Source organism: Muricoccus pecuniae, assembly GCF_014199205.1.
Lineage (GTDB): Bacteria > Pseudomonadota > Alphaproteobacteria > Acetobacterales > Acetobacteraceae > Roseomonas > Roseomonas pecuniae.
The window spans coordinates 46,992-69,275 of sequence record NZ_JACIJD010000019.1 but is presented as its reverse complement, the minus strand read 5'-3'; the positions used below and the strand labels follow the sequence as shown (position 1 = coordinate 69,275).

The following is a 22,284-nucleotide window of genomic DNA, read 5'->3' as shown; positions in this document are numbered from 1 at the left end:
CGTGACGGCGCGCGGCGCGCGCGGTAAGGGCAAGCCCATGCCCGCCCCGCCGCCCACCGTCCTGCAGGTGCTCCCCGCCCTCCGCGCCGGCGGGGTGGAGCAGGGCACGGTCGAGATCGCCCGCGCCCTGGTGGAGGCCGGGGGGAAGGCGCTGGTCGCCTCGGCCGGCGGGCCGATGGTGGCCGCGCTGGAGGCGGTCGGGGCGCGGCACGTCACCCTCCCGCTGGACCGGAAGAACCCCCTCCTGCTGCCCGCCCAGGCGCGCGCCCTGGCGGAGGTGGCGCGGGCGGAGGGCGTGCGGATCATCCACGCCCGCAGCCGTTTCCCCGCCTGGGCCGCGCTGATGGCCGCCCGCGCCACGGGGGCGCGCTTCGTCACCACCTATCACGGCAGCTACAACGAGGGCTTCCCGGGCAAGCGCCTCTACAACTCCGTCATGGCGCGGGGCGAGCGGGTGATCGCGATCAGCGGGCACATCGCCGCCCTCGTGCGGGAGCGCCACGGGGTAGGGGAGGACCGGCTGCGGATCATCCCCCGCGGCGTCGATCCCCAGCGCTTCGACCCCGATGCAGTGGACCCCGCCCGTCTGCGGATGCTGCGGCGGGAATGGGACCTGCCGCCCGGCCGACCCGTGGTGCTGCTGCCCGCACGGCTGACGCGCTGGAAGGGCGGGGAGGTGCTGCTGCGCGCCGCCGCCCTCATGGCCGAGCCCCGCCCCGCCATCGTCCTCACCGGGGACGCGCAGGGGCGGGACGGCTTCGTCGCCGAGCTGAGGGCGCTGGCCGGGGCGAGCGGCGCCCCCGTGCGCCTGCCCGGCCCCGTGGCGGACATGCCCGCCGCCCTCGCCCTGGCGGATGTGGTGGTCCACGCCAGCACGGATGCGGAGGCCTTCGGCCGCACGGTGATCGAGGCCCAGGCCATGCGCCGCCCCGTCATCGCCTCCGACCTCGGCGCCCCGCGCGAGACGGTGGAGGAGGGGGTGACCGGCTGGCGCGTGCCGCCCGGCGACCCGGCGGCCCTGGCCGGCGCCATCGCCCGCGCCCTCTCCATGCCCGAGGAGGAGCGGGCGGCGATGGGGGAAGCGGCGCGGGCCGCCGTGCTCGCGCGCTACACGACCGCCGCGATGGCGGAGGCGACGCTGGCCGTCTACCGGGAGCTGGCATGAGCGCGGAGATCCTCGTCATCAAGTTCGCCGCCCTCGGCGACGTCGTGCAGGCTTTCGGCCCCTTCGCCGCCATCCGCGCGCACCACCCGGACGCCCGCATCACGCTGCTGACCACGCCGCCCTTCGCCGAGCTGGCCCGCCGCAGCCCCTGGTTCGACCGGGTGTGGGATGACGGGCGCCCCCGCTACACCGAGCTGCGCGCGACCCTCTCGCTCGCCCGCCGCCTGCGGGCGGCGCGCTTCGACCGCGTCTACGACCTCCAGACTTCCTCGCGCTCCTCCCGCCTGCGGTGGTTCACGGGAACAGGGCCGGAATGGTCCGGCATCGCGCGCGGCGCGAGCCACCCGCACAGCAACCCGAACCGCGACTTCATCCACACCGTCGAGCGCCAGCGCGACCAGCTGGAGATGGCGGGGATCACCCGCTTTCCCGCCCCGGACCTCTCCTGGCTGGACGCCGACCTCTCCGGCCTCGGCCTGCCGCCCCGCTTCGCGCTTCTGATCCCTGGTGCCAGCCCCGCGCGCCCGGGCAAGCGCTGGCCGGGCTTCCCGGCGCTCGCGGCGGGGCTCGGCATGCCGGCCGTCGTGGCGGGTGGGCCGGGGGAGGGGGAGCTGGCCCGCGCCATCCGCGCCGCCGCGCCGGAGGCGCTGGACCTGACGGGGAGGACCAGCCTGTTCCAGCTCGCCGCCGTCGCGCGCCGCGCCGCGCTGGCCGTGGGGAACGACACGGGGCCGACCCATCTCGCCGCCGCCACCGGCTGCCCCACCCTCGCCCTGTTCGGCGGGGAGAGCGACCCCGCCCTCTGCGCCCCGCGCGGCGCCGAGGTCCGCGTGCTGCGGCACGAGCCGCTGGCCGAGCTCCCGCCCGATCGGGTGGCAGAAGTGGCGCGCGCCATCGCGTGGATGCCGCCTTAAGGGGCAGGGCCGCGCCCGCGCCGCGGAATGGGCCGCCCGGCCGGTCTTGCGCCGGGAGGGAAGCGGTGCCGATGATGCGCCCGGAATCCAGGCGCCGGTCCGAGATGCCGGGCGGCGCAGCGCAGCGGAGCAGCCCCATGGTCCTCACCCGTCGGAACCTTCTCGCCGCCGGCAGCGCGGGTGCGGCCCTGCTCGCCGGCGCCGGCGCCGCCCGGGCGCAGACGCGCTGGCAGTTCGCGACCCCCTACCAAGAGACGAACTTCCACACGAAGAACGTCCGCGCCTTCGTGGAGGAGATCGGGAAGGCGACGAACGGCGCGCTGGGGATCCAGCTCCACACCAATTCCTCCCTGCTGCCCATGCCGCAGATCAAGCCCGGCGTGCAGCGCGGCCAGGTGCAGATGGGCGAGATCCTGCTGTCGAACTTCGGGAACGAGGAGGCCTTCTTCGAGCTGGACGGCGTGCCGCTGCTGGCCGGGAGCTTCGATGGGGCGGTGAAGCTCGCGGGGCTGGCGCAGCCCTATATTGAGGCGCGCTTCCAGCGCACCGGCCTCACCGTGCTCTACAACGTGCCCTGGCCTCCCGGCGGCTTCTACAGCAACGCGCCGATCGAGAGCCTGGACACCCTGCGGGGCAGCCGCTTTCGCACCTTCAACACCATGACGAACCGCTTCGCGACGCTCGTCGGCGCGAACCCGACGCTGGTGCAGGCGACGGAGGTGCCGCAGGCCTTCGCCACCGGCGTGATCAACGGCATGGTCACGAGCGCCGCGACGGGCGTGGACACCCAGGCCTGGGACTACTGCAAGTTCTTCACCCCCGTGAACTTCAGCTACACGAACAACTACGTCTTCGCGAACCGCCGCGCCTTCGAGGCCCTGCCCGCCGCCCAGCGCGAGGCCGTGATGGCCGCTGCCAAGGCCGCCCAGGCCCGCGGGCTGGAGATGTCGAAGGCGGCCGAGCGCGAGGCGCAGGACACGCTGGCCGCGCGCGGCCTGCAGGTGGTGCAGCCGAGCGCGGCGCTGAAGGAAGGCCTCTCCCGGGTGAGTGCCACCATGACGGATGAGTGGGTGGCCAAGGCGGGCGAGGACGGGAAGAAGCTGATCGATTCCTACCGCGCCTGAGGGAAGAGGGATGCTCCGCCGGGCGCTGGACGCCCTCTACGCCGCCAGCGCCGGCTTCGCCGCGCTCTCGCTCCTCGGGATCTTCCTCGTGATGATGGCGCAGATGGCGCTGCGCGGGCTGAACATGCAGTTCCCCGGCGCCGACGACATCAGCGCGTATCTCTGCGTGGCCACCACCTTCTTCGCGCTCGCCCTGACCTTCCGCCGGGGCGAGCTGATCCGGGTGGGGCTGCTGCTGGAACGCCTCTCCCCCGGCCCGCGCCGCGTCCTCGAGATCGGCGCGCTGGCGCTCGCCGCCATCGGCTGCGGCTACGCCTTCTACTGGACGCTCGACGACGTGCTCTTCTCCCTGGAGATCGAGGACCTCGCCCAGGGCGCCCTGCCGATCCCGCTCTGGATCCCCAAGCTCTCCATGCCCATCGGCGCCGGCATCCTGCTGGTCGCCGTGCTGGACGAGCTGGTGACGGTGCTGCGGGGCGGGCGGCCCCATTACGTGATCGCCGCGGAGGAGCGCGCCGCGCGCGGCGACTTCTCGGCCGAGGTGTAGCCCATGGAACTGCTGGAACTCTCCGGCCTGCTGCTGCTCCTGCTCGGCCTTCTCCTGGCGGGCGGGCTCTGGATCGGCATGGCGCTGGCGGCGGTGGGCTTCGTCGCCGTCAGTTTCGTCCACCCCCAGCCCGGCACCTATCTCGCCTCCGCCTTCTGGGAGGCGACGGGGTCCTGGACGCTGGCCGCGCTGCCGATGTTCGTCTGGATGGGGGAAATCCTCTTCCGCACGAAGCTGTCGGAGGAGCTGTTCAACGGCCTCGCCCCCTGGGTGCGGCGCATTCCCGGGCGGCTGCTGCACGTCAACATCCTGGCCTGCGGCATCTTCGGCTCCGTCTCCGGCTCATCGGCCGCGACCTGCGCCACCGTCTCCAAGATCGCGCTGCCCGAACTCAAGCGGCGCGGCTACGACGAGGACGTGGCCATCGGCAGCCTCGCCACCTCCGGCACGCTGGGCATCATGATCCCGCCCTCGATCATCATGGTGGTCTATGCCGTGGCGGCCGAGGTCTCGATCGTGCGCGTCTTCATCGCGGGCTGCATCCCCGGGCTGATCGTGATGGCGCTGTTCAGCCTCTACATCGCCGTCTGGGCGCTGCTGAACCCGAGGAAGCAGCCCCCGGCCGATCCGCGCATGTCCCTGGCCGAGAAGCTGCGGCACTCGGCGCAGCTCATCCCCTGCGCGCTGCTCATCATCGGCGTGATCGGCTCGATGTTCGTCGGCTGGGCGACGGCGACGGAGGCGGCGGCCTTCGGCGTGTTCGGCAGCCTGCTGCTCGCCGCCGTCACGCGCTGCCTCACCTGGGAGAGCTTCCGCGAGAGCCTGATGGGGGCGACGCGGCTCTCCTGCATGATCATGTTCATCCTGGCCGGCGCCGCCTATCTCACCAAGGCGATGGCGCTGACCGGCATCCCGGCCGCGCTGGCCACGGCGGTGGCGGGGCTCGGCCTAGGGCCCTACGGCATCATCGCCATGCTGACGGTGGTCTATGTCGTGCTCGGCACGGCGCTGGACGGCACCTCGATGATCGTGCTCACCACCTCGATCGTCGTGCCAATGATCCAGCAGGCCGGCTTCGACCTCGTCTGGTTCGGCATCTTCATCGTGCTGCTGGTGGAGATCGCGGAGATCACGCCGCCCGTGGGCTTCAACCTCTTCGTCATGCAGACGATGACGGGGCGGGAGCAGACGGCGGTGGCGAGGGCCTCTCTGCCCTTCTTCCTCATGCTGGTGGCGACGGTGGCCGTCATCACCATCTGGCCGGCGACCGTGACCTGGCTGCCGGACGCGCTGCTGAACCGCTGAATCAGGAACGCCGCCGGGCGGACCCGGCGGCGTTTATCTGCAAGGGCGGGCCGCGCGGCGCGGGCGCCGCGGCGGCCCCCCTCGTCACATGACGGGGCGCAGCGTGCCGTCCGGCAGGCGCTCATAGACGCCGCCGCCGCCCATATAGGCGCCGTTCTGGTCATTGGAGGCGCGGCTCTCGGCCCGCTCCCCGCGGCGCATGGCCCGGCGCTCGCCGCGCATCGCATGCCCGCCGTGCATGGAGTGGTCCTGCATGCCGCGCTGGGAAGCCTGCGGCGCGGGCATCGGCATGGCGCCGGAACCCATGCCCGGCGCGTTCATGCCCGTCGAGCCCATCGTGCCGGAGCCCATCGTGCCAGAGCCCATGCTGCCGGAGCCCATGTTGCCCGAGCCCATGTTGCCCGAGCCCATTCCGCTCGGCATGCCGCCGGCGCTGCCACCCATCGTGCTGCTGCCCTGGGCCCGCGCGCCGCCTGCGGCGACCATGGCTGTGAAGGCGAGGGCGGCCGTAAGGGCCGCGATGTTCCGGGACATGGCGTTATCTCCTCTCCGTGCGATCCGGCCGTCCCTTGAGTGGGCCGGACCTGGGATCGGGAGGGCAACGTGGCGGGCAGTCCACAGGTTGCGGGAACCCCGCCGCGCCACCGGCAACCCCGCCGGGGCAGCATCGTTGCCGGGGCATGTGGCAAGCCGTCAAAGCCCTCTTCCGGTCATGGGGCCTCGTGCTCCTGGCGACGATCATCGGGTTGGTTATCGCCTGGCGCTTCGTCTCTCCCGCACCGCCCGAGACGATCCGCCTCGCCGTGCTGCCCGACCCCCGCAGCGCGTACAGCGTCGCCGTGGAGGCCTATGCGAAGGAGTTGGAGGGGGAGCGCTTCAAGGTGGAGCGCGTCACCAGCCAGGGCTCGGCGGAGAGCATCCGCCTGCTGAAGGAGGGGCGGGTGGACCTCGCCCATGTCCAGGGCGGCGTGCCCACGGCGCTCGGGGCGGAGCGGCTGGTCACGCTGGGCCAGCTCTTCTACGAGCCCGCCTGGGTTTTCATCCGGTCCGGCCAGCAGGGGGGCAGCCCGGTGCAGGCGCTGCGCGGCCAGCCGGTGGCCGTGGGGCCGGAGGGGAGCGGCACCCGCGTCCTCGCCCTCGCGCTGCTGGCGGCGAACGGGCTGGGGGCGGACGCGATCCAGCCCCTGCCGCTCCAGGGCGCCGAGGCGGCGGAGGCGCTGGCGAGCGGGCAGGCCCGGGCCGCCGTGCTCGTCTCCGCCCGGCCCACGGAGGCGATCAATCGCCTCGTCCGCACCGAGGGCGTGGAGCTGCTGAACTTCGAGAGCCGGGCGGAGGCCTATGCCACGCACCTGCCCTTCCTCACGCCGGTCCACCTTCCCAACGGCGGGCTGAGCCTCGCCGAGGACCTGCCGCGCGGCGACGTCACCCTCATGGCGCCCGCCGCCTCCCTCCTGGCGCGGGACGACCTGAACCCGCAGGTGGCCGCGCTGATGATGCGGATCCTGCGCGACACGCATAAGGCCCGCACCCTCTTCTCGCCCGAGGGGCGCTTCCCCTCCGGCCTGAGCCACGAGGTGCCGCTGCAGGCCGATGCCGCGCGCTTCTACGAGAGGGGCGTCTCCTTCCTGCAGACCTACCTTCCCTTTTGGGTGGCGATCGCGGTGGAGCGGCTCTGGGTGCTCGCCATCCCGCTGATCACGCTGCTGCTGCCGCTCGCCCGCATCGCGCCGCCCATCTACACCTGGCAGATCGAGCGGCAGCTCTGGAACATCTACAACAAGGTGCGGAAGGTGGACGAGGAGAGTGCGAAGGGCCTCTCCATGCAGACCGCGGCGAAGCTCGACGCGCTCGACAAGGAGGCGGCGGAGCTGAAGCTGCCCGACAGCTATGCCGACCGCATCTACGACCTGCGCCGCCACATCGCCTGGCTGCGGGAGCGCAAGGCGGGGGCGGCGTGAGCGGGGGCTAGAAGGCCACCCGCCCGAAGATCGCGTGCAGCACCGCGAAGATCGCGCCGCCCGCCAGCGCGCCGACGACCGTGCCGTTCATCCGGACATATTGCAGGTCCCGCCCCACGCGCAGCTCGATCTTGTCCACCACCGTCGCCGGGTCCCAGCCCGAGACGACCTCGGCGATGAATCCAGAGATCCGCCCCTGGGCGGCGGGGAGCACTGCGATCAGCGCCGCCTCAATCCCCCGCTCCAGCCGCGCCCGCGCCGCCGGGTCGCTCTCCAGCATGCCGCCGAGATTGGCGAGGAGGCCGTTGATCAGGGCGACGGTCCGGCCCTCCGGCCGGGCGGCATCGGCCTCCAGCGCGGCGCGGAGGCGGGACCAGGCCTCCATCAGCCAGGCCGAGACGGCGGGATGGGCGATGGCGCTCCGCAGCGCGGCGGCGACGGCCTCGGCGCGGGCCGGGTCGCTCTCCAGCCTGTCGATCTCGGTCTCCACCCAGGCCTCGAAGGCGGCGCGCAGCTCGCTGTCCCCGGGCTCCATCTTCTCCAGCTCGGCATTGAGGGCGGAGAGGACGCGGCGGGCGACCGCGGCGCCGGCCATCCAGCCCACCAGCGCCCCGCCCTCGGCCCGCACGCGCTGGGCGATGGCGCCCTTCAGGCTCTCCTCCTTCGCCGCCACCAGCGCCTTGAGCTGGGAGAGGGCGAGGCCGAACACCTCCTGGTGCCGCCCGCCCTGCACCAGCAGGCGGAGCGTCCGCGCCACGAGCCGCGCGGCGGCAGGGCCGGAAACCATGCGCGGCAGCAGCCGCAGCAGCAGGCGGCGTGCCCGCCCGTCCTCCAGGCTGCGGAGGATGCGGGGCAGGCCGGCGGCGATGGCCTCGGCCGCCGGGCGGGTGCTGTCGGGGTCCGAGAGGAAGCGGCGCAGCAGGGCAGGGGCGTCGATCCGCCCGGCGAAGCGGCGCAGCTCCGCCTCGGTCAGCACGTGGTTGGCCACGAAGCGGCCGAGCCCCTGGCCCAGCCGCGCCTTCTGCTGCGGGATGATGGCGGTATGGGGGATGGGAAGGCCGAGGGGGCGGCGGAACAGGGCCGTGACCGCGAACCAGTCGGCCAGCCCGCCCACCAGCCCCGCCTTGGCCGAGGCCTGGAGAAGATCCGTCCAGTAGCCCGGCGGCAGGGCGTAGGAGCCGAGCGTCACCCCCGCCATGCCGGCGAGGAGGCCGGTGGCGAGTCTCTTGTGGTGGATGAGGCGGGTGCGCAGCTCGGCCTCGTCCGAACGGGGAGGCGAGAGGGGGGGAGTCATGTCCATCGCGGGGGAGAGTGGCGATCCGCGCGCGGCTTCTCCAGGGCTGGGGCGTTGAAGCGCGGCGAGGGCGGGCGTATGTTATGTCGTAACACGATGCGCCTCCGCCCCCCTCTTCTCCTTCGGGACCCCCTGGACCTCTCGGCCGGCGCCCTGACCCGGCTGGGCTGGGCCCTGGCCGTCTCGGCCCTGCTCTGGGCAGCCGTGCTCTGGGCGCTCTCGGCATGAAGGGGTCCCCCGGCATGAGCGACGCGATCCGGCTGCACGGCGTCACGCTCTCGCATGACCGCCACCCCGCGGTGCACCATCTCAGCGGCGCCTTCGAGGCGGGAAGCCTGACGGCCATCGTCGGGCCGAACGGGGCGGGGAAGACGACGCTGCTGCGGGCGATCGCCGGGCTGCACCCCGTGGACGAGGGGCGCATCGAGTGCCCGGCCGGGCGCATCGCCCTGCTGCCGCAGATGTCGGCGCTGGACCGGAGCTTCCCCATCTCCTGCCTCGATGTCGCGATGCTCGGCCACTGGCGGCGCCTCGGCGCCTTCCGCTCCGTCGCCCCCGCCGGGCGGGCGGAGGCGGAGGCGGCGCTGGAGGCGGTGGGCTTGGCCGGCTTCGCGCGCCGCCCCGTGGGCAGCCTCTCCGCCGGGCAGTTCCAGCGCCTGCTCTTCGCGCGGCTGCTGGTGCAGGACGCGCCGGTCATCCTGCTGGACGAGCCCTTCAACGCCGTGGACACCCGCACCGCCGCCGACCTGCTGCGCCTCGTGCGGGAGTGGCACGGGCAGGGCCGCACGGTGGTGGCGGTGCTGCACGACCTGGAGTTGGTGCGGCGCGAGTTCCCCGAGACCCTCCTCCTCGCCCGCGATCCCGTGGCCTGGGGCGGCACCGAGGCGGCGCTGGCCGCCTCCAACCGCCTGCGCGCCCGGATGATGGCCGAGGGATGGGACGCCTCCGCCGGCGCCTGCGGCCGCGCCGCCTGATCCCTTGCCCTACGACCTCCTGATCGCGCCCTTCGCCGAGTTCGGCTTTCTCCGGCGCGCCCTGGTGGGCTGCCTCGTCCTCTCGGTCGCGGCGCCGCCGCTCGGCGTGTTCCTCATGCTCCGGCGGATGAGCCTGACGGCCGACGTGCTCGCCCACGGCATCCTGCCCGGGGTGGCGGCGGGCTTCATCCTCGCCGGGCTCTCGGTCACGGCCATGTCGCTCGGCGGGCTGGTGGCGGGACTGGCCGTCACGCTCGGCGCCGGGGCGCTCTCCCGCGCGACGGGGGGGCGGGAGGATTCGGCGCTCGCCGCCCTCTACCTCGTCGCCCTCGCCCTCGGCGTGACCATGGTCTCGGCCTCGGCGGGGTCGGTGGAGCTGACCCATCTTCTCTTCGGCAGCGTGCTCGGGGTGGACGACCCGGCGCTGCTGATGATGGCGGGGGTGGCGACCCTCACCCTGCTCGCCCTCTCTCTCGCCTGGCGGCCGCTCGTGCTGGAGTGCTTCGACCCCTCCTTCGCCGCGGCCGAGGGCGCGCGGGGCGGGGCCTGGCACATGCTCTTCATGGCGCTGGTGGTGCTGAACGTGCTCGCCGCCTTCCAGGCGATGGGCACGATGATGGCGGTGGGGCTGATGATGCTGCCCGCCGTCGCCTCCCGCCACTGGGCACGGGGGGTGGGAGGGATGGCCTATGCCGCCTCCCTCGTCGCGATCCTCTCCTCCGTCACCGGCATCCTCGTTTCCTACCACCTGGACGTGCCGACAGGCCCGGCGGTGGTGCTCTCGGCCGGGGCTGCCTGGATCGTCTCGGTGCTCGCCGGTCCAGTGGACGGGGTGCTCGCCCGCCTCTTCCGGCGGCGGCACCTGGCGGGGTAGGGGGGCGCGCCCGGCCCTCAGGGCTCGCGGGCGGGCGGGCGATCCGGCCCGGTCTCGATCCGCTGCTTCCGCCCGGGAAGCGCGCCGGTCTTCTGCCCCGTCGGCGTCTCGGCCGTCGGCTTGCCTTCGGGCGTGCCCTCCAGCCGGTCGGCGATGGCGAGGGCGAGCACGCCGAGGAGGAAGGCGCCGTGGATGGCCAGCGCCCAGCCGAGCACGCGGTCCTCCGTCTCCCGGATATCGAGGAAGAGCTGGAGGAGGTTGATGCCGGAGATGGCGACGAGCGCCGTCGCGAGCTTGATCTTCAGGTTGCCCGGATCGACCTTCGCCACCCAGCTCATGTTCTCCCGCTCGGCATCGGCCTTGAGGCGGGAGACGAGCGAATCCCAGGAGGAGAGGGCGACGGTGACGACCAGCGCCGCGACCAGTGCCGAATCCAGGAGGTATAGGATGGCGAGAAGGTTGTCGTGGTCGTCCGAGAACAGGACCTTCGCCCCGAACTCCCAGACCTTCGTCGCGAACTTCACGGCATAGATGGCGAGCGCGGCCGCGAGGCCGAGATAGAAGACCGCCAGCACGTAGCGGCTCGCCAGGATCGTCTTGTTCAGCAGGTCGCCCATCCGCCTCTCTCCCCGGGCCGCCTCCGGGCCGCCCGGGATGCACAACGCGCCGCATGGCCTTTCGGCCCTCCCTCGCGTTCACCGGGCGTGCGGGTGGCCTGGAAAGGACCCGTCGCGCGCGGCGTGGCCCTGGTTTCGCGCCGCAGGGCGCGACACCGGTTCCGCGCGCAAGGCGCGGCGCCAGGCCCCCGTGAGGCGCGATGCAGGGAAGGACAGGCGATGGCGACGAAGTGGGACGACCAGCTGGAGCGGGCCGTGGCGGCGCGGGGCACGGTGACCATCACCTGCAGCGAGGGCGAGAAGGACGACATCGCCGCGGCCGCGGAGGCGGTGGGCCGGCGGCACGGGCTGAGCCCGCAGGTCGACCGCGCCCCGGCCAACGGCGTCCGCGTCGGCTACCGGCAGGAGGCCGGGGGGGACGGCGCGCCGGTGAGCTGAGGCCCGCCCGGAGCGGCCCGGCGGGCAGGGCCCCCTTGCCTCGGCGCGCGGCGGGTGCAGTTTCTGGAAGGATCAGCGAGGAGGGATCGCGCATGGACATCCGGCGCCTGGCGGAGGAGGAGCGCCTGAGCGGCGCGGTCGTGTCGGGTGGCTTCGTCTTCCTGGCCGGCCAGGTGGCGGACGACGCCACGCTGGACGCGGAGGGGCAGACCGCCGACATCCTCGCCCAGATCGACGCGCTGCTGGCCGAGGCCGGGACGGACAAGCGCGCCCTGCTCCAGGTGCAGGTGGTGCTGGCCGACATCGCGGACGCCCCGGCGATGAACCGCGCCTGGGACGCCTGGCTGGACCCATCGGCCAAGCCCGCGCGCATGACGATCCAGGCGCCGCTGGTGAACCCGGCCTGGAAGGTCGAGATCACCGGCATCGCCCGCGCGCCGTGACCGCCTCCCGATGATCCATTTCTGGGAACAGCCGGCCTGGCGGCGGCCCTTCCTGGCCACGATGGGGCTCGGCGTCCTCGTCGCGGCGGGGGTGGGGGATGACGGGCCCTGGCTCTCGGGCGCCGTGCTCTTCGCCGCGGCGCTCGGCTTCGGCGTGCTGTTCCGCCTCTTCCCGCGCGGGCTGGACTTCGCCCTCGGCACGGGGGTCGGCTTCGCGACCTATGCTGCCCTCTTCACGGTGATCGGCCGCTCGGCCTTCCCCGACGTGTCGGACGCGGTGCTGGGGGGCGCCTTCATCCTGCCGGTCTTCGCCTTCCTCGCTGCCGTGATCCGGCGGCGCGAGGGGCTGCGCCGCATCGTGGAGGAGGGCGAGATCCCGGACGAGGAGCATCTCCGCCGCATCGGCAAGTTCCTCCTGATGATGGCGGTGCTCGGCACGGCCTGCCTCTCCCTGCCCGCGAACCGGCTCGGCGCGGCCTGGCAGGGCGTGGCGCTGGTGGCGGGCTGCGCGCTCATCGGCGTCCTGGCGGCGCGGGCGGTGCGCGAGCTGGTGCGGCTGCTGGTGGACATCGCCCAGCTGATGGATGCGATCGGCGGCCGGGCCGTATCGCTCGTCGTGCCCATCGCCGCCTATGCCGCGCTCTTCTCCCTCATCACCGTCGTCTTCGCCTGCCTCTACCGCGTGGCGGACGGCGTCTCGCGCGGGCGCCTCTTCGCCGGGCCGGACGGGCCGATCGACCTCGGCTTCCGCGACGCGCTGCATTTCTCCGTCGTGACGATCTCCACCGTCGGCTACGGCGACATCTGGCCGACGGATGACGGCGCCCGGCTGCTCGCCGCGGTGGAGGTGCTGGCGGGGCAGATCCTCCTGCTCTTCGGCTTCTACGAGATCACCCGCAACCGGCTCTCCGCCAAGGACGACCGCGCGCGGGACCAGGAGGAGTAGCCTCCCCCTGGACAGCGCCCGGCAGGTGCCGCAATTCCGTCCTCCTTCGGCCTTTCGTTAATCGGAGGCTGGGTATGGGGGCGCGGCACCGGTCGTGGTGCCGGGATGGGGTGATCGAATGACTGGGAGCTGGCGCGGGAAACGCGTGCTCGTCACGGGCGGGGCGGGGTTCCTCGGCTCGGCGCTGTGCCAGGCGCTCGGCGCGGCAGGGGCGGAGGTGGTGGCGCTGGACGCGCTGCTGCCCGGAACCGGCGCGCGGCGGGCCAATCTGGAGGGGAGCGGCGCGCGGCTGGTGGAGGCCGACCTGCGGGACGCGGACCTGCCGCCGCTCGTCGAGGGGATCGACGCCCTGTTCAACATGGCGGGGCAGACGAGCCATGCCGGCAGCATGGCCGATCCCTTCACGGACCTCGCCATCAACGGCCACGCCCAGCTCCGGCTGATCGCGGCGCTGCGCCAGGGCGCCCCCGCGGCGCGGGTGGTCCATGCATCGACCCGCCAGTTCTATGGCCGCCCGCAGGTGCTTCCGGTGCCGGAGGCGCATCCGATCGTGCCGCCGGACGCCAACGGCGTCTCCAAGTTCGCCGCCGAGCAGTACTGGCTGCTGGAGAACCGCGTCCATGGCCGCCCCGTCACCGCCCTTCGGCTGACCAACTGCTACGGCCCGCGCATGCGGGTGATGGATGCGCGCCAGACCTTCCTCGGAATCTGGGTCCGCCGGGTGCTGGAGGGCGCGCCCTTCGAGGTCTGGGGCGGGGAGCAGCTCCGCGACTTCTCCTATGTCGAGGATGTCGTTGCCGCCTTCCTCGCCGCGGCCGAGGCCCTGGCCACGAAGCCGGCGGACGCGGCGGGCCGCGCCTTCAACCTCGGCGGCGACGCCCCGATCAGCCTGAAGGACCTCGGCGACGCCATGGTGGCCGCGGCGGGGGAGGGCGGCTACGTTCTCCGCAGCTTCCCGGCCGAGCGCGCCGCCATCGACATCGGCTCCTACCACGCCGACGACCGCGCCTTCCGCGCGCTCACGGGCTGGGCTCCCCGCATCACCCTGCCGGAAGGGCTGCGCCGGACGGTGGACTGGTTCCGTCCGCGCCTCCCCGCCTATCTCTCCGACGAGACCTGAGGAAAAACCTCGATGAACGCACAGGACCTCCCTGTCCCCCAGGCCGATCTCGGCGCCTCCTACCGCGCCCAGAAGGAGGCGATCGACGCCGCCGTCAGCCGGGTGCTGAACAGCGGCTGGTACATCCTGGGGCAGGAGGGTGCCGCCTTCGAGGCGGAGTACGGCGCCTGGCTCTCGGCCGGCGGCGGGCCGGCGATGCATGCGGTAGGCTGCGCCAACGGCACGGACGCGATCGCCCTCATCCTCCGCGGCCTCGGCATCGGGCCGGGCTGCGCGGTGGCGACCGTGTCCCACACCGCCGTGGCCACCGTTGCCGCGATCGAGATGGTGGGGGCGACGCCCGTTCTCATCGACATCGATCCCCGCACCTTCTGCATGGATCCTGCGGAGCTGCTGGAGGTCATCCGCAACCCGCCCCCGGGCCTGCCGCCCATCCGCGCCGTGATTCCCGTCCATATCTACGGCCATCCCTGCGACATGGACGCCATCCTCGGCCCCTGCCGGGAGGCGGGGATCGCCGTGGTGGAGGACGTGGCCCAGGCGCATGGCGCGCGCATCAATGGCCGCATGGTGGGCACCATCGGCGATGCGGCCGCGTTCAGCCTCTATCCCACGAAGAATCTCGGCGCCCTCGGCGATGCCGGCATCACCGCGACCCCCGACGAGGCGCTGGCCAAGCGCATGGGCGCCCTCCGCCAGTATGGCTGGCACCGCCGCTACATCTCGGACGAGCCCGGGGTGAACACCCGGCTGGACGAGATCCAGGCCGCCATCCTGCGCGTCCGCCTGCCCCTGCTGGACGCGTCCAATGCCCGCCGGCGGGAGATCGCCGCGGCCTATGACGCCGCGCTGGCGGACGGTCCCTTCTCCCCGCCCCATCGCGCGCCGGGGGTGGAGCACGTCTTCCACCAGTACGTCCTGCGCGTGCCGGACCGTGAAGGGGTGATGGAGCGGCTGCGCGTCCAGGGGGTGATGACGGCCATCCACTACCCCGTCCCCGTCCATGAGCAGGCGGCCTATCGCGGCCGCGTGGCCCTGGGGCCGGCGGCCTGCACCGAGACGTCCCGCGCCGCCGGGGAGGTGATGAGCCTGCCCGTCTTTCCCGAGATGACCGAGGCGCAGCTCGACAAGGTCTGCTCGGCGCTCCGGGCGCTCTAGGAACGGCGGGCGCCGCCCCGGGCAGGATCGCGGCGGCCCTGGTCAGGGCTGCCCCTCCCGGCCGAAGGGGCCCCGCCCGCCTCAGCGAGCGGCGTGGGCGGGCGTGCGGCCGTCGTCGTCCTTCCCGGGATCGACGCCGTCCTTGCCCGAGCCGTAGCCCTCCTCGGTCCGCTGCATCGTGTCCTCCATCGCCTGATCGGGCACGCTCCCGGTCTTGTCGGTCTCCGTGTTCCAGGCCTGCTCGCTCTTCCGGGCGGCCTCGTCCCAGTTGTCGGTCACGGGCTTGGTCTCGGGGGAGGGCTTGGTGTCGTCCATGGGTGGCTTCTCCTCTGCGGTGCACCGGGCGCGCCGTCAGCCCCAACAACGCGGGACGGGGGCGGAGGGTGCCCGCGGTAGCCAAGTTTGCGAGGAGGCACGGATCGCTAGGCGAGGCCGCGCGCCAGGAGCTGCGCGCCGAGCGCCAGCAGCCCGAGGAAGAACCAGCGCCGGAACACCTCGGGCGAGACGCGCCGGCGCAGCGCGTTGCCCAGCCCCATCCCGGCCAGCGCCGGCGCGAGGGCGAGGGCCGAGCCCCAGGCCAGCCCCGCATTGAACACCCCGGCACCGCCGAGCGCCGCGGCGAGGGCGAGGGTCGAGACGGTGAAGGAGAGGCCGAGCGCCTGGACCAGCTCGTCCCGCGAGAGGCCGAGCGCGCCGAGATAGGGCACGGCGGGGATGACGAAGACCCCCGTGGCCCCCGTCACCAGCCCCGTCGCCGCCCCGGCCAGCGGCCCGGCCCAGGCCTCGTGCCGCGGCGGCAGGCGGGGCGGCTTGCGCGGCAGCAGGCCGAACACGGCATAGGCAACGAGCGCCGCGCCCAGCCCCGCCATCGCCGCCGGCCCGTTCGCCCGGGCGAGCAGCCCCGCCCCGGCCAGGCTCCCGGCCACCACCCCCGCCAGCATCGGCCAGAGGCGGCGCAGCAGCGCCCCAAGCCCCGGACCGCCGGTCATCTGCAGGATATTCGTGACGACGGAGGGGATCACCAGCAGCGCCGCCGCCTCGGCGGGCGGCATGAGGGAGCCGAGCAGCCCCATGGCGATGGTGGGAAGCCCCAGTCCGATCACCCCCTTCACGAAGCCCGCCAGGGTGAAGGTGGCGGCGATCGCGGCGATCAGCGCGGCGTCCATGTTCAGGTCCCCTCCGTCATGGGCGCTCATTCTCGGCGTCCGACGCCGCCGGATGCTTCGCTCCCGGCCGTAGCATGGGCGGTGGCGGGCGCGGTATCCGGTGGGCATGGCCAGCACCGCCGCCCTCGCCGAGACCGCCGCCGCCCTGGGCGACCCTGCCCGGCTGGGCATGCTCGCCGCGCTGATGGACGGCCGCGCCCTGACAGCGGGGGAGCTGGCGCGGGTCGCCGGGGTGGCGCCGAGCACGGCGAGCGGCCATCTCGCGCGGCTGCTGGAGGCCGGGCTGCTGGCGCAGGAGCGCCAGGGCCGCCACCGCTATCACCGCCTCGCCTCGCCCGAGGTCGCGCGGGTGCTGGAGGGTCTGATGGCGCTCTCCGCCGCGCAACACCGCCCCTCCGCTGGCAGTCCGCCGCGCACCGGCCCGCGCGAGGCGGCGCTGCGCGAGGCCCGGACCTGCTACGACCACCTCGCCGGTAGGCTCGCGGTGGGGATGGCGGATTCGATGGTCGCGCGCGGCCATCTGCGGCTCGGCGAGGATGGCGGGGCGCTGACCGGATCGGGCGAGATCTTCCTCGCCTCGCTCGGCATCGCGGTCCCCGGCCGCGCCGGCCGCCCCTTCTGCCGTCCCTGCCTCGACTGGAGCGAGCGCCGCCCGCACCTGGCCGGGTCGCTCGGCGCGGCCCTGTGCCGGCGGCTGGTCGAGATGAACTGGGTCCGGCGCGTGCCGGGATCGCGGGCGGTGGAGGTCACCCCGCCCGGGTGGCTTGGGCTGCGGGAAGGCTTCGGGCTGGACCGGGCGGCGCCCTACCCATCCGCCAGGATCTCCGGGGCGCGGTAGCCCTGGGCGTAGAGCAGGGCGCGCAGGTCGGCATGGTCCACCCGCGCGCGGGCGGCGGCGGCCACGATCGGCTTCGCGCGATAGGCGACGCCGAGCCCTGCCGCGCCGATCATGGCGAGGTCGTTCGCCCCGTCGCCGACCGCGAGCGTGGCGGACATGGGCAGCCCCCTCTCAGCCGCGAGGCGGGTGAGGGTGGCGAGCTTCGCGTCGCGGTCGAAGATCGGCTCGGCCACCGTGCCGGCCAGCGCCCCGTTCTCCTCCAGCAGCGTGTTCGAGTGGTGGCTCGCGAAGCCGCAGAGCTCCGCCACGCGCCCGGTGAAGAAGGTGAAGCCGCCGGAGGCGAGGGCGCAGTGCGCGCCATGGGCCGACATGGTCCGCACCAGCGCCCGGGCGCCGGGCATCAAGTGCGTCTCCCTCCAGGTCGCCTCCAGCGCGTCCAGGGGAAGGCCCTTCAGCATTACCACCCGCGCGCGCAGGGCGGCGGCAAAGTCCAGCTCGCCGTTCATGCTGCGCCGGGTGATCTCGGCCACCTGCTCCTTCAGCCCGGCATAGGCGGCCAGCTCGTCCAGCGTCTCGCTGGTGACGATGGTGCTGTCCATGTCGGCGATCAGCAGCGCCTTGCGGCGGCCCTCGGCGGGCCCGGCGATAGCGTCCACGGGCGCGTCCCCGGCGGCGCGGCGGAAGGCGGCCACCGCCTGCTGCGGGTCCAGCCGGGAGAAGGGCAGGTCCACCGCCTCCGCCTCCGCCAGCCAGTCCGGCGCGCCGAGATCGGCGCCGAGGGCGGCGAGCGCATCGCGGGCGAGGCCGGGCAGGGAGGCCGGAAGCCCCCCGGGGGGTGCGACGAGGGTGAGGACGTGCGACATGGGCGCGGTTCATGCCCTCGGACCCGCCATGGAGCAAATCGCCGGAACGCGCAGGGCAGCCCTGCTGATCGCGGGGCCCACCGCCTCGGGAAAGTCCGCCCTCGCCCTCGCTCTCGCGCGGCGCCTGGGCGGGGTGGTGATCAACGCCGACTCCATGCAGCTCTACCGGGAGCTGCGCGTCCTCACCGCCCGCCCCTCGCCGGAGGAGGAGGCCATGGCGCCGCACGACCTCTACGGCGTGCTGCCGGCGGCGCGCGCGGCCTCCGTCGCCTGGTGGCGCGAGGCGGCGCTGGAAGCCATGGCGCGGGCGGAGGCGGCGGGGCGGCTGCCCATCCTCTGCGGCGGCACGGGGCTGTATTTCAGCAGCCTGACCCGCGGCCTCTCCGAGATGCCGGCCATCCCCGACGCCGTGCGGGAGGAGGCGCGGCGCCTGCTGGCGGAGGAGGGGCCGGAAGCCCTGCACGCCCGCCTCGCCACCGCCGATCCCCGCAGCGCGGCGCGGTTGCGGCCCGGCGACAGCCAGCGCCTCGCCCGCGCCTGGGAGGTCTGGCGGGCCACGGGGCGCGGCATCGCCGCTTGGCAGGCCGAGGCGCCGGCCACCGGCCCCGCGCCGCACAGCTTCCGCGCGATCCTGATCGACCCCCCGCGCGACGTGCTGCGCGCCGCCATCGCCGCCCGCTGGGAGGCGATGCTGCGGGCGGACGCGATGGAGGAGGTGCGCGCGCTGCAGGCCCAGCACCTCGACCCCGCGCTGCCTGCCATGCGCGCCCATGGCGTGCCGGAGCTCTCCGCGGTGCTGGAGGGGCGGCTGTCCCCCGAGGAGGCGGGGCGGCGGGCCTGCCTCGCGATCGGCCAGTACACGAAGCGGCAGGCCACCTGGTTCCGCCATCACCCCCTGGCTGCCCCGAACCGGGCGCATATCATCAATGCGCGTATCGCGGGTTACGCGCAATTTTCGGAAAGTCAGTTAGGTGGAATCTTATCATTTCTGCAATTGCCGGATTGACGCGGGGGGAGGGGGCCCGTAGACCACCGGCCCGCGACCCCCTGCCCAGGAAACGCCCGATGTCCGCAACCCTTCCGGCCCAGACCGACCAGAGCACCCTGACGGGCGCCGAGATCGTCCTCCGCGCGCTGAAGGAGCAAGGCGTAGAGGTCATTTTCGGGTATCCCGGCGGCGCGGTATTGCCGATCTACGACGCGCTGTTCCAGCAGAACGCCATCCGCCACATCCTCGTGCGGCACGAGCAGGCGGCGGTGCACGCGGCCGAGGGCTATGCCCGTTCGACGGGGAAGGTTGGCTGCGTGCTCGTCACCTCCGGCCCCGGCGCGACGAACGCGGTGACGGGGCTGGTGGACGCGCTGCTGGACAGCATCCCCATCGTCTGCCTCACAGGGCAGGTGCCGACGCATCTTATTGGCAACGACGCGTTCCAGGAGGCCGACACCACCGGCATCACGCGGCCGGCGACGAAGCACAATTACCTCGTCAAGAAGATCGGCGACCTCTCGCGCACGGTGCACGACGCCTTCTACGTCGCGCGCTCCGGCCGGCCCGGCCCGGTGGTGGTGGACCTGCCCAAGGATATCCTGCTTGCCCGCGGCACCTATGAGGAGGCGCCGCGCGAGGAGCACCGTTCCTACCGCCCGCAGACGCGCCCCGATGCGGAGTCCATCCGCCGTGCCGTCGCGCTGCTCAAGGGCGCGAAGCGGCCCGTGGTCTATGCCGGCGGCGGCGTGATCAATGCGGGGCCGGAGGCGAGCGAGTTGCTGGCGCGCTTCGTGCGGATGGCGAACATGCCCTGCACGAACACGCTGATGGGCCTGGGCGTTTTCCCCGCCAGCGACCCGCGCTTCATCGGGATGCTCGGCATGCACGGCACGGTCGAGGCGAACCTCGCCATGCATGGCTGCGACGTGATGTTCAACATCGGCGCGCGCTTCGACGACCGCGTGACCGGGCGGCTGAACGCCTTCTCGCCGGGATCGAAGAAGATCCACGCCGACATCGATCCCTCGAACATCAACAAGAACGTCAAGGTGGACGTGCCCGTGGTGGGCGACGCCGCCGCCGTGCTGCGCGCCATCATCGAGGCCTGGGAGGCCGACCGCGCCGAGCAGGACCGCGAGGCGATCGCCGCCTGGTGGCGCGAGATCGACGGCTGGCGCGCGCGGAACTGCCTGGACTACGTCCAGAGCGGCAGCATCATCAAGCCGCAGCACGCCGTGCGCCGCCTCTACGAGATCACGCGGGAGAGCGGGCGCGACACCTTCATCTCCACCGAGGTCGGCCAGCACCAGATGTGGGCCGCCCAGTATTTCGGCTTCGAGAAGCCGAACCGCTGGATGACCTCGGGCGGGCTCGGCACCATGGGCTACGGCCTTCCCGCCGCGGCCGGGGTGCAGATCGCGCATCCGGACGCGCTGGTGATCGACATCGCCGGCGAGGCCTCGATCCTGATGAACATCCAGGAGATGGGCACACTCGCGCAGTACCGCCTGCCCGTGAAGGTCTTCATCCTGAACAACGAGTACATGGGCATGGTCCGCCAGTGGCAGGAGCTGCTGCACGGCTCCCGGTACTCCGAGAGCTACTCGGCGGCGCTGCCCGACTTCGTGAAGCTGGCCGAGAGCTTCCACGCCCGCGGCCTCCGCGCGACGGATGCGAGCCATCTGGACGAGGTGATCCGCGAGATGATCGCGCATCCCGGCCCCGTCATCGCCGACATCGCCGTCGACCAGAAGGAGAACGTCTTCCCGATGATCCCCTCGGGCGCGGCGCATAACGAGATGATCCTCGGCCCGGGCCAGCAGGGCGGGGTCGCCGGCGTGACCGACGAAGGCAAGGTGCTGGTCTGAGCATGTCCGACCTGATGCAGCGCACGGCGACGATCGCCGTGCTGGTGGAGAACGAGGCGGGCGTGCTCGCGCGCGTGATCGGACTCTTCTCCGGCCGCGGCTACAACATCGAGAGCCTGACGGTGGCGCCCGTGGACGAGGAGCGGCGCCTGTCGCGCATCACCGTCGTCACCAGCGGCACCGACATGATCATCGAGCAGATCAAGGCGCAGCTCGACCGCCTCGTGCCCGTGCACACGGTGTCCGACCTCTCGCTGGAGGGGCCGCACCTGACGCGGGAGCTGGCGCTGATCAAGGTCGTCGGCCGCGGCGAGGCGCGCATGGAGGCACTGCGCCTGGGCGACGCCTTCCGCGCCCGCGTGGTGGATGCGAGCCACGAGAGCGCGACCTTCGAGATGACCGGCACCGCCGAGAAGATCGACGCCTTCGTGGCGCTGATGCGGCCGCTGGGGCTCGCGGAGGTGTCCCGCACGGGCGCCGTCGCCATCGCGCGCGGGCCGCGCAGCCTCGCGGCCTAGAACTGGCAAGCTCGACAAGGGGAAAGACTGGATGCGCGTTTACTATGACCGCGACGCGGACGTGAATCTGATCAAGGCCAAGAAGGTCGCGGTCATCGGCTTCGGCAGCCAGGGCCATGCCCATGCCATGAACATGCGCGATTCCGGCGTGAAGGACGTCGTCATCGGCCTCCGCCCCGGTGCCTCCGCCAGGAAGGCCGAGGCCGCGGGCTTCAAGGTGATGTCGCCGGCGGACGCGGCGAAGTGGGCCGACGTGGTCATGATGCTGACCCCCGACGAGGGCCAGGGCGACCTCTATCGCGAGCAACTGCACGCGAACATGAAGGAGGGTGCGGCGCTGGCCTTCGCGCACGGGCTGAACGTGCACTTCAACCTGCTCGATCCCCGCCCGGATCTCGACGTGTTCATGATCGCGCCGAAGGGCCCGGGCCACACGGTGCGCGGCGAGTACCAGAAGGGCGGCGGCGTGCCCTGCCTCGTGGCCGTGCACCAGAACCCCAGCGGCAACGCGCTGGAGATCGCGCTCTCCTACGCCTCCGCCGTCGGCGGCGGGCGCTCGGGCATCATCGAGACGACCTTCAAGGAGGAGTGCGAGACCGACCTGTTCGGCGAGCAGGCCGTGCTCTGCGGCGGGCTGGTCGAGCTGATCAAGGCGGGCTTCGAGACGCTGGTCGAGGCCGGCTACGCCCCCGAGATGGCCTATTTCGAGTGCCTGCACGAGGTGAAGCTGATCGTTGACCTCATCTATGAGGGCGGCATCGCCAACATGAACTACTCCATCTCCAACACCGCGGAGTACGGCGAGTACGTCACGGGCCCCCGCATCATCACGCCGGAGACGAAGGCGGAGATGAAGCGCGTGCTGGACGACATCCAGACCGGCAAGTTCGCCCGCGACTGGATGCTGGAGAACCGCGTGAACCAGGCGAGCTTCAAGGCCACGCGCCGCAAGCTGGCCGAGCACCCGATCGAGCAGGTGGGCGAGCGCCTCCGCGAGATGATGCCCTGGATCAAGAAGAACCAGCTCGTCGACCAGGCGAAGAACTGAGCCGGCCCGCGGGGTCCCTGAAAGGGGCCCCGCGACGCCATTCCGGGCTTGCCCTTGCCCGAGAGGCGACGTAGCTTTCCCACCATGCAGGCGAACCCCGCCCGTTCCGCGCCCT

Annotated in this window: 24 protein-coding genes and 1 pseudogene; 19 read left to right on the top strand and 6 right to left on the bottom strand. The window is 73.0% G+C overall.

Annotated elements, in window-relative coordinates; translation table 11 throughout:
- Positions 1–37 precede the first annotated feature (37 nt).
- The 5 genes from FHS87_RS17935 to FHS87_RS17915 all read left to right on the top strand — a co-directional run bounded on the left by FHS87_RS17935 (position 38) and on the right by FHS87_RS17915 (position 5,055).
- Entirely contained in the window at positions 38–1,165 is a 1,128-nt protein-coding gene (locus FHS87_RS17935; RefSeq protein ID WP_184520768.1) for a glycosyltransferase family 4 protein, read from the top strand.
- Positions 1,162–2,079 (top strand): glycosyltransferase family 9 protein, encoded by a 918-nt coding sequence (locus FHS87_RS17930; protein WP_184520767.1) that lies wholly within the window; start codon positions 1,162–1,164, stop codon positions 2,077–2,079. Before FHS87_RS17935 ends, FHS87_RS17930 begins: the two co-directional genes overlap by 4 nt.
- Before the next feature lie 137 nt (positions 2,080–2,216).
- Positions 2,217–3,203, top strand: coding sequence for a TRAP transporter substrate-binding protein (locus FHS87_RS17925; RefSeq protein ID WP_184520766.1), 987 nt, complete (start codon positions 2,217–2,219; stop codon positions 3,201–3,203).
- Positions 3,204–3,213: 10 nt separating this feature from the next.
- Positions 3,214–3,750: a TRAP transporter small permease gene (locus FHS87_RS17920; protein WP_184520765.1), complete on the top strand. Its 537-nt coding sequence runs from the start codon at positions 3,214–3,216 to the stop codon at positions 3,748–3,750.
- A 3-nt stretch (positions 3,751–3,753) separates the two neighbouring features.
- Positions 3,754–5,055, top strand: coding sequence for a TRAP transporter large permease (locus tag FHS87_RS17915; protein ID WP_184520764.1), 1,302 nt, complete (start codon positions 3,754–3,756; stop codon positions 5,053–5,055).
- A gap of 84 nt (positions 5,056–5,139) precedes the next feature.
- Here FHS87_RS17915 and FHS87_RS17910 read toward each other — a convergent pair whose 3' ends face one another.
- Positions 5,140–5,589, bottom strand: coding sequence for a hypothetical protein (locus FHS87_RS17910; RefSeq protein WP_184520763.1), 450 nt, complete (start codon positions 5,587–5,589; stop codon positions 5,140–5,142).
- Between the two features lie 146 nt (positions 5,590–5,735).
- On the opposite strand from FHS87_RS17910, the gene FHS87_RS17905 reads away from it, so the two are divergent.
- The gene (locus tag FHS87_RS17905) at positions 5,736–7,013 is read left to right on the top strand and encodes a TAXI family TRAP transporter solute-binding subunit (RefSeq protein ID WP_184520762.1); all 1,278 of its coding nucleotides are present in this window, start codon (positions 5,736–5,738) and stop codon (positions 7,011–7,013) included.
- Positions 7,014–7,020: 7 nt separating this feature from the next.
- On the opposite strand, the gene FHS87_RS17900 is transcribed toward FHS87_RS17905, so the two are convergent.
- Positions 7,021–8,307, bottom strand: a complete 1,287-nt coding sequence (locus FHS87_RS17900) for a DUF445 domain-containing protein (RefSeq protein WP_246418507.1) — start codon at positions 8,305–8,307, stop codon at positions 7,021–7,023.
- Positions 8,308–8,403: 96 nt separating this feature from the next.
- Between FHS87_RS17900 and FHS87_RS24300 the strand changes: the two genes are divergently transcribed.
- The 3 genes from FHS87_RS24300 to FHS87_RS17890 are packed head-to-tail and all read left to right on the top strand — an operon-like array spanning position 8,404 to position 10,155.
- A complete protein-coding gene (locus tag FHS87_RS24300; protein ID WP_281394507.1) occupies positions 8,404–8,535 on the top strand; it encodes a hypothetical protein in 132 nt (43 codons plus the stop codon).
- A 14-nt stretch (positions 8,536–8,549) separates the two neighbouring features.
- A complete protein-coding gene (locus FHS87_RS17895; RefSeq protein ID WP_184520760.1) occupies positions 8,550–9,281 on the top strand; it encodes a metal ABC transporter ATP-binding protein in 732 nt (243 codons plus the stop codon).
- A gap of 4 nt (positions 9,282–9,285) precedes the next feature.
- On the top strand, positions 9,286–10,155 hold the full coding sequence (locus FHS87_RS17890) for a metal ABC transporter permease (RefSeq protein WP_221300074.1): 870 nt from the start codon (positions 9,286–9,288) through the stop codon (positions 10,153–10,155).
- 17 nt (positions 10,156–10,172) lie between these two features.
- On the opposite strand, the gene FHS87_RS17885 is transcribed toward FHS87_RS17890, so the two are convergent.
- On the bottom strand, positions 10,173–10,772 hold the full coding sequence (locus FHS87_RS17885) for a YqhA family protein (RefSeq protein WP_184520759.1): 600 nt from the start codon (positions 10,770–10,772) through the stop codon (positions 10,173–10,175).
- Between the two features lie 219 nt (positions 10,773–10,991).
- On the opposite strand from FHS87_RS17885, the gene FHS87_RS17880 reads away from it, so the two are divergent.
- From FHS87_RS17880 to FHS87_RS17860, 5 genes are all read left to right on the top strand, one after another.
- A complete protein-coding gene (locus FHS87_RS17880; RefSeq protein ID WP_184520758.1) occupies positions 10,992–11,210 on the top strand; it encodes a hypothetical protein in 219 nt (72 codons plus the stop codon).
- A gap of 92 nt (positions 11,211–11,302) precedes the next feature.
- The gene (locus FHS87_RS17875) at positions 11,303–11,653 is read left to right on the top strand and encodes a RidA family protein (RefSeq protein ID WP_184520757.1); all 351 of its coding nucleotides are present in this window, start codon (positions 11,303–11,305) and stop codon (positions 11,651–11,653) included.
- A gap of 10 nt (positions 11,654–11,663) precedes the next feature.
- Positions 11,664–12,599 carry a potassium channel family protein gene (locus FHS87_RS17870; protein ID WP_184520756.1) on the top strand — a complete coding sequence of 312 codons (936 nt, stop codon included), beginning with the start codon at positions 11,664–11,666 and terminating at the stop codon, positions 12,597–12,599.
- A gap of 118 nt (positions 12,600–12,717) precedes the next feature.
- Positions 12,718–13,719 carry an NAD-dependent epimerase/dehydratase family protein gene (locus FHS87_RS17865; RefSeq protein WP_184520755.1) on the top strand — a complete coding sequence of 334 codons (1,002 nt, stop codon included), beginning with the start codon at positions 12,718–12,720 and terminating at the stop codon, positions 13,717–13,719.
- Between the two features lie 12 nt (positions 13,720–13,731).
- Positions 13,732–14,877, top strand: coding sequence for a DegT/DnrJ/EryC1/StrS family aminotransferase (locus FHS87_RS17860; RefSeq protein ID WP_184520754.1), 1,146 nt, complete (start codon positions 13,732–13,734; stop codon positions 14,875–14,877).
- Positions 14,878–14,958: 81 nt separating this feature from the next.
- Here FHS87_RS17860 and FHS87_RS17855 read toward each other — a convergent pair whose 3' ends face one another.
- Together FHS87_RS17855 and FHS87_RS17850 are read right to left on the bottom strand one after the other, a co-directional pair.
- Positions 14,959–15,192 carry a hypothetical protein gene (locus tag FHS87_RS17855; protein WP_184520753.1) on the bottom strand — a complete coding sequence of 78 codons (234 nt, stop codon included), beginning with the start codon at positions 15,190–15,192 and terminating at the stop codon, positions 14,959–14,961.
- Between the two features lie 107 nt (positions 15,193–15,299).
- The gene (locus FHS87_RS17850) at positions 15,300–16,073 is read right to left on the bottom strand and encodes a sulfite exporter TauE/SafE family protein (RefSeq protein ID WP_246418506.1); all 774 of its coding nucleotides are present in this window, start codon (positions 16,071–16,073) and stop codon (positions 15,300–15,302) included.
- 76 nt (positions 16,074–16,149) lie between these two features.
- Between FHS87_RS17850 and FHS87_RS17845 the strand changes: the two genes are divergently transcribed.
- Positions 16,150–16,881, top strand: a complete 732-nt coding sequence (locus FHS87_RS17845) for an ArsR/SmtB family transcription factor (protein WP_184520752.1) — start codon at positions 16,150–16,152, stop codon at positions 16,879–16,881.
- Here FHS87_RS17845 and serB read toward each other — a convergent pair.
- A complete protein-coding gene (gene serB / locus FHS87_RS17840) occupies positions 16,848–17,744 on the bottom strand; it encodes a phosphoserine phosphatase SerB (protein ID WP_184520751.1) in 897 nt (298 codons plus the stop codon). The two genes, FHS87_RS17845 and serB, sit on opposite strands and share 34 nt — an antisense overlap.
- Before the next feature lie 28 nt (positions 17,745–17,772).
- Between serB and miaA the strand changes: the two are divergent.
- The 4 genes and pseudogenes from miaA to ilvC all read left to right on the top strand — a co-directional run bounded on the left by miaA (position 17,773) and on the right by ilvC (position 22,169).
- A pseudogene (miaA, locus tag FHS87_RS17835) lies at positions 17,773–18,772 on the top strand (tRNA (adenosine(37)-N6)-dimethylallyltransferase MiaA).
- Between the two features lie 37 nt (positions 18,773–18,809).
- The gene (locus FHS87_RS17830; protein ID WP_184520749.1) at positions 18,810–20,603 is read left to right on the top strand and encodes an acetolactate synthase 3 large subunit; all 1,794 of its coding nucleotides are present in this window, start codon (positions 18,810–18,812) and stop codon (positions 20,601–20,603) included.
- 2 nt (positions 20,604–20,605) lie between these two features.
- Entirely contained in the window at positions 20,606–21,121 is a 516-nt protein-coding gene (ilvN, locus tag FHS87_RS17825) for an acetolactate synthase small subunit (protein WP_184520748.1), read from the top strand.
- Positions 21,122–21,152: 31 nt separating this feature from the next.
- The gene (gene ilvC / locus FHS87_RS17820; protein WP_184520747.1) at positions 21,153–22,169 is read left to right on the top strand and encodes a ketol-acid reductoisomerase; all 1,017 of its coding nucleotides are present in this window, start codon (positions 21,153–21,155) and stop codon (positions 22,167–22,169) included.
- The last annotated feature ends 115 nt before the right edge of the window (positions 22,170–22,284 follow it).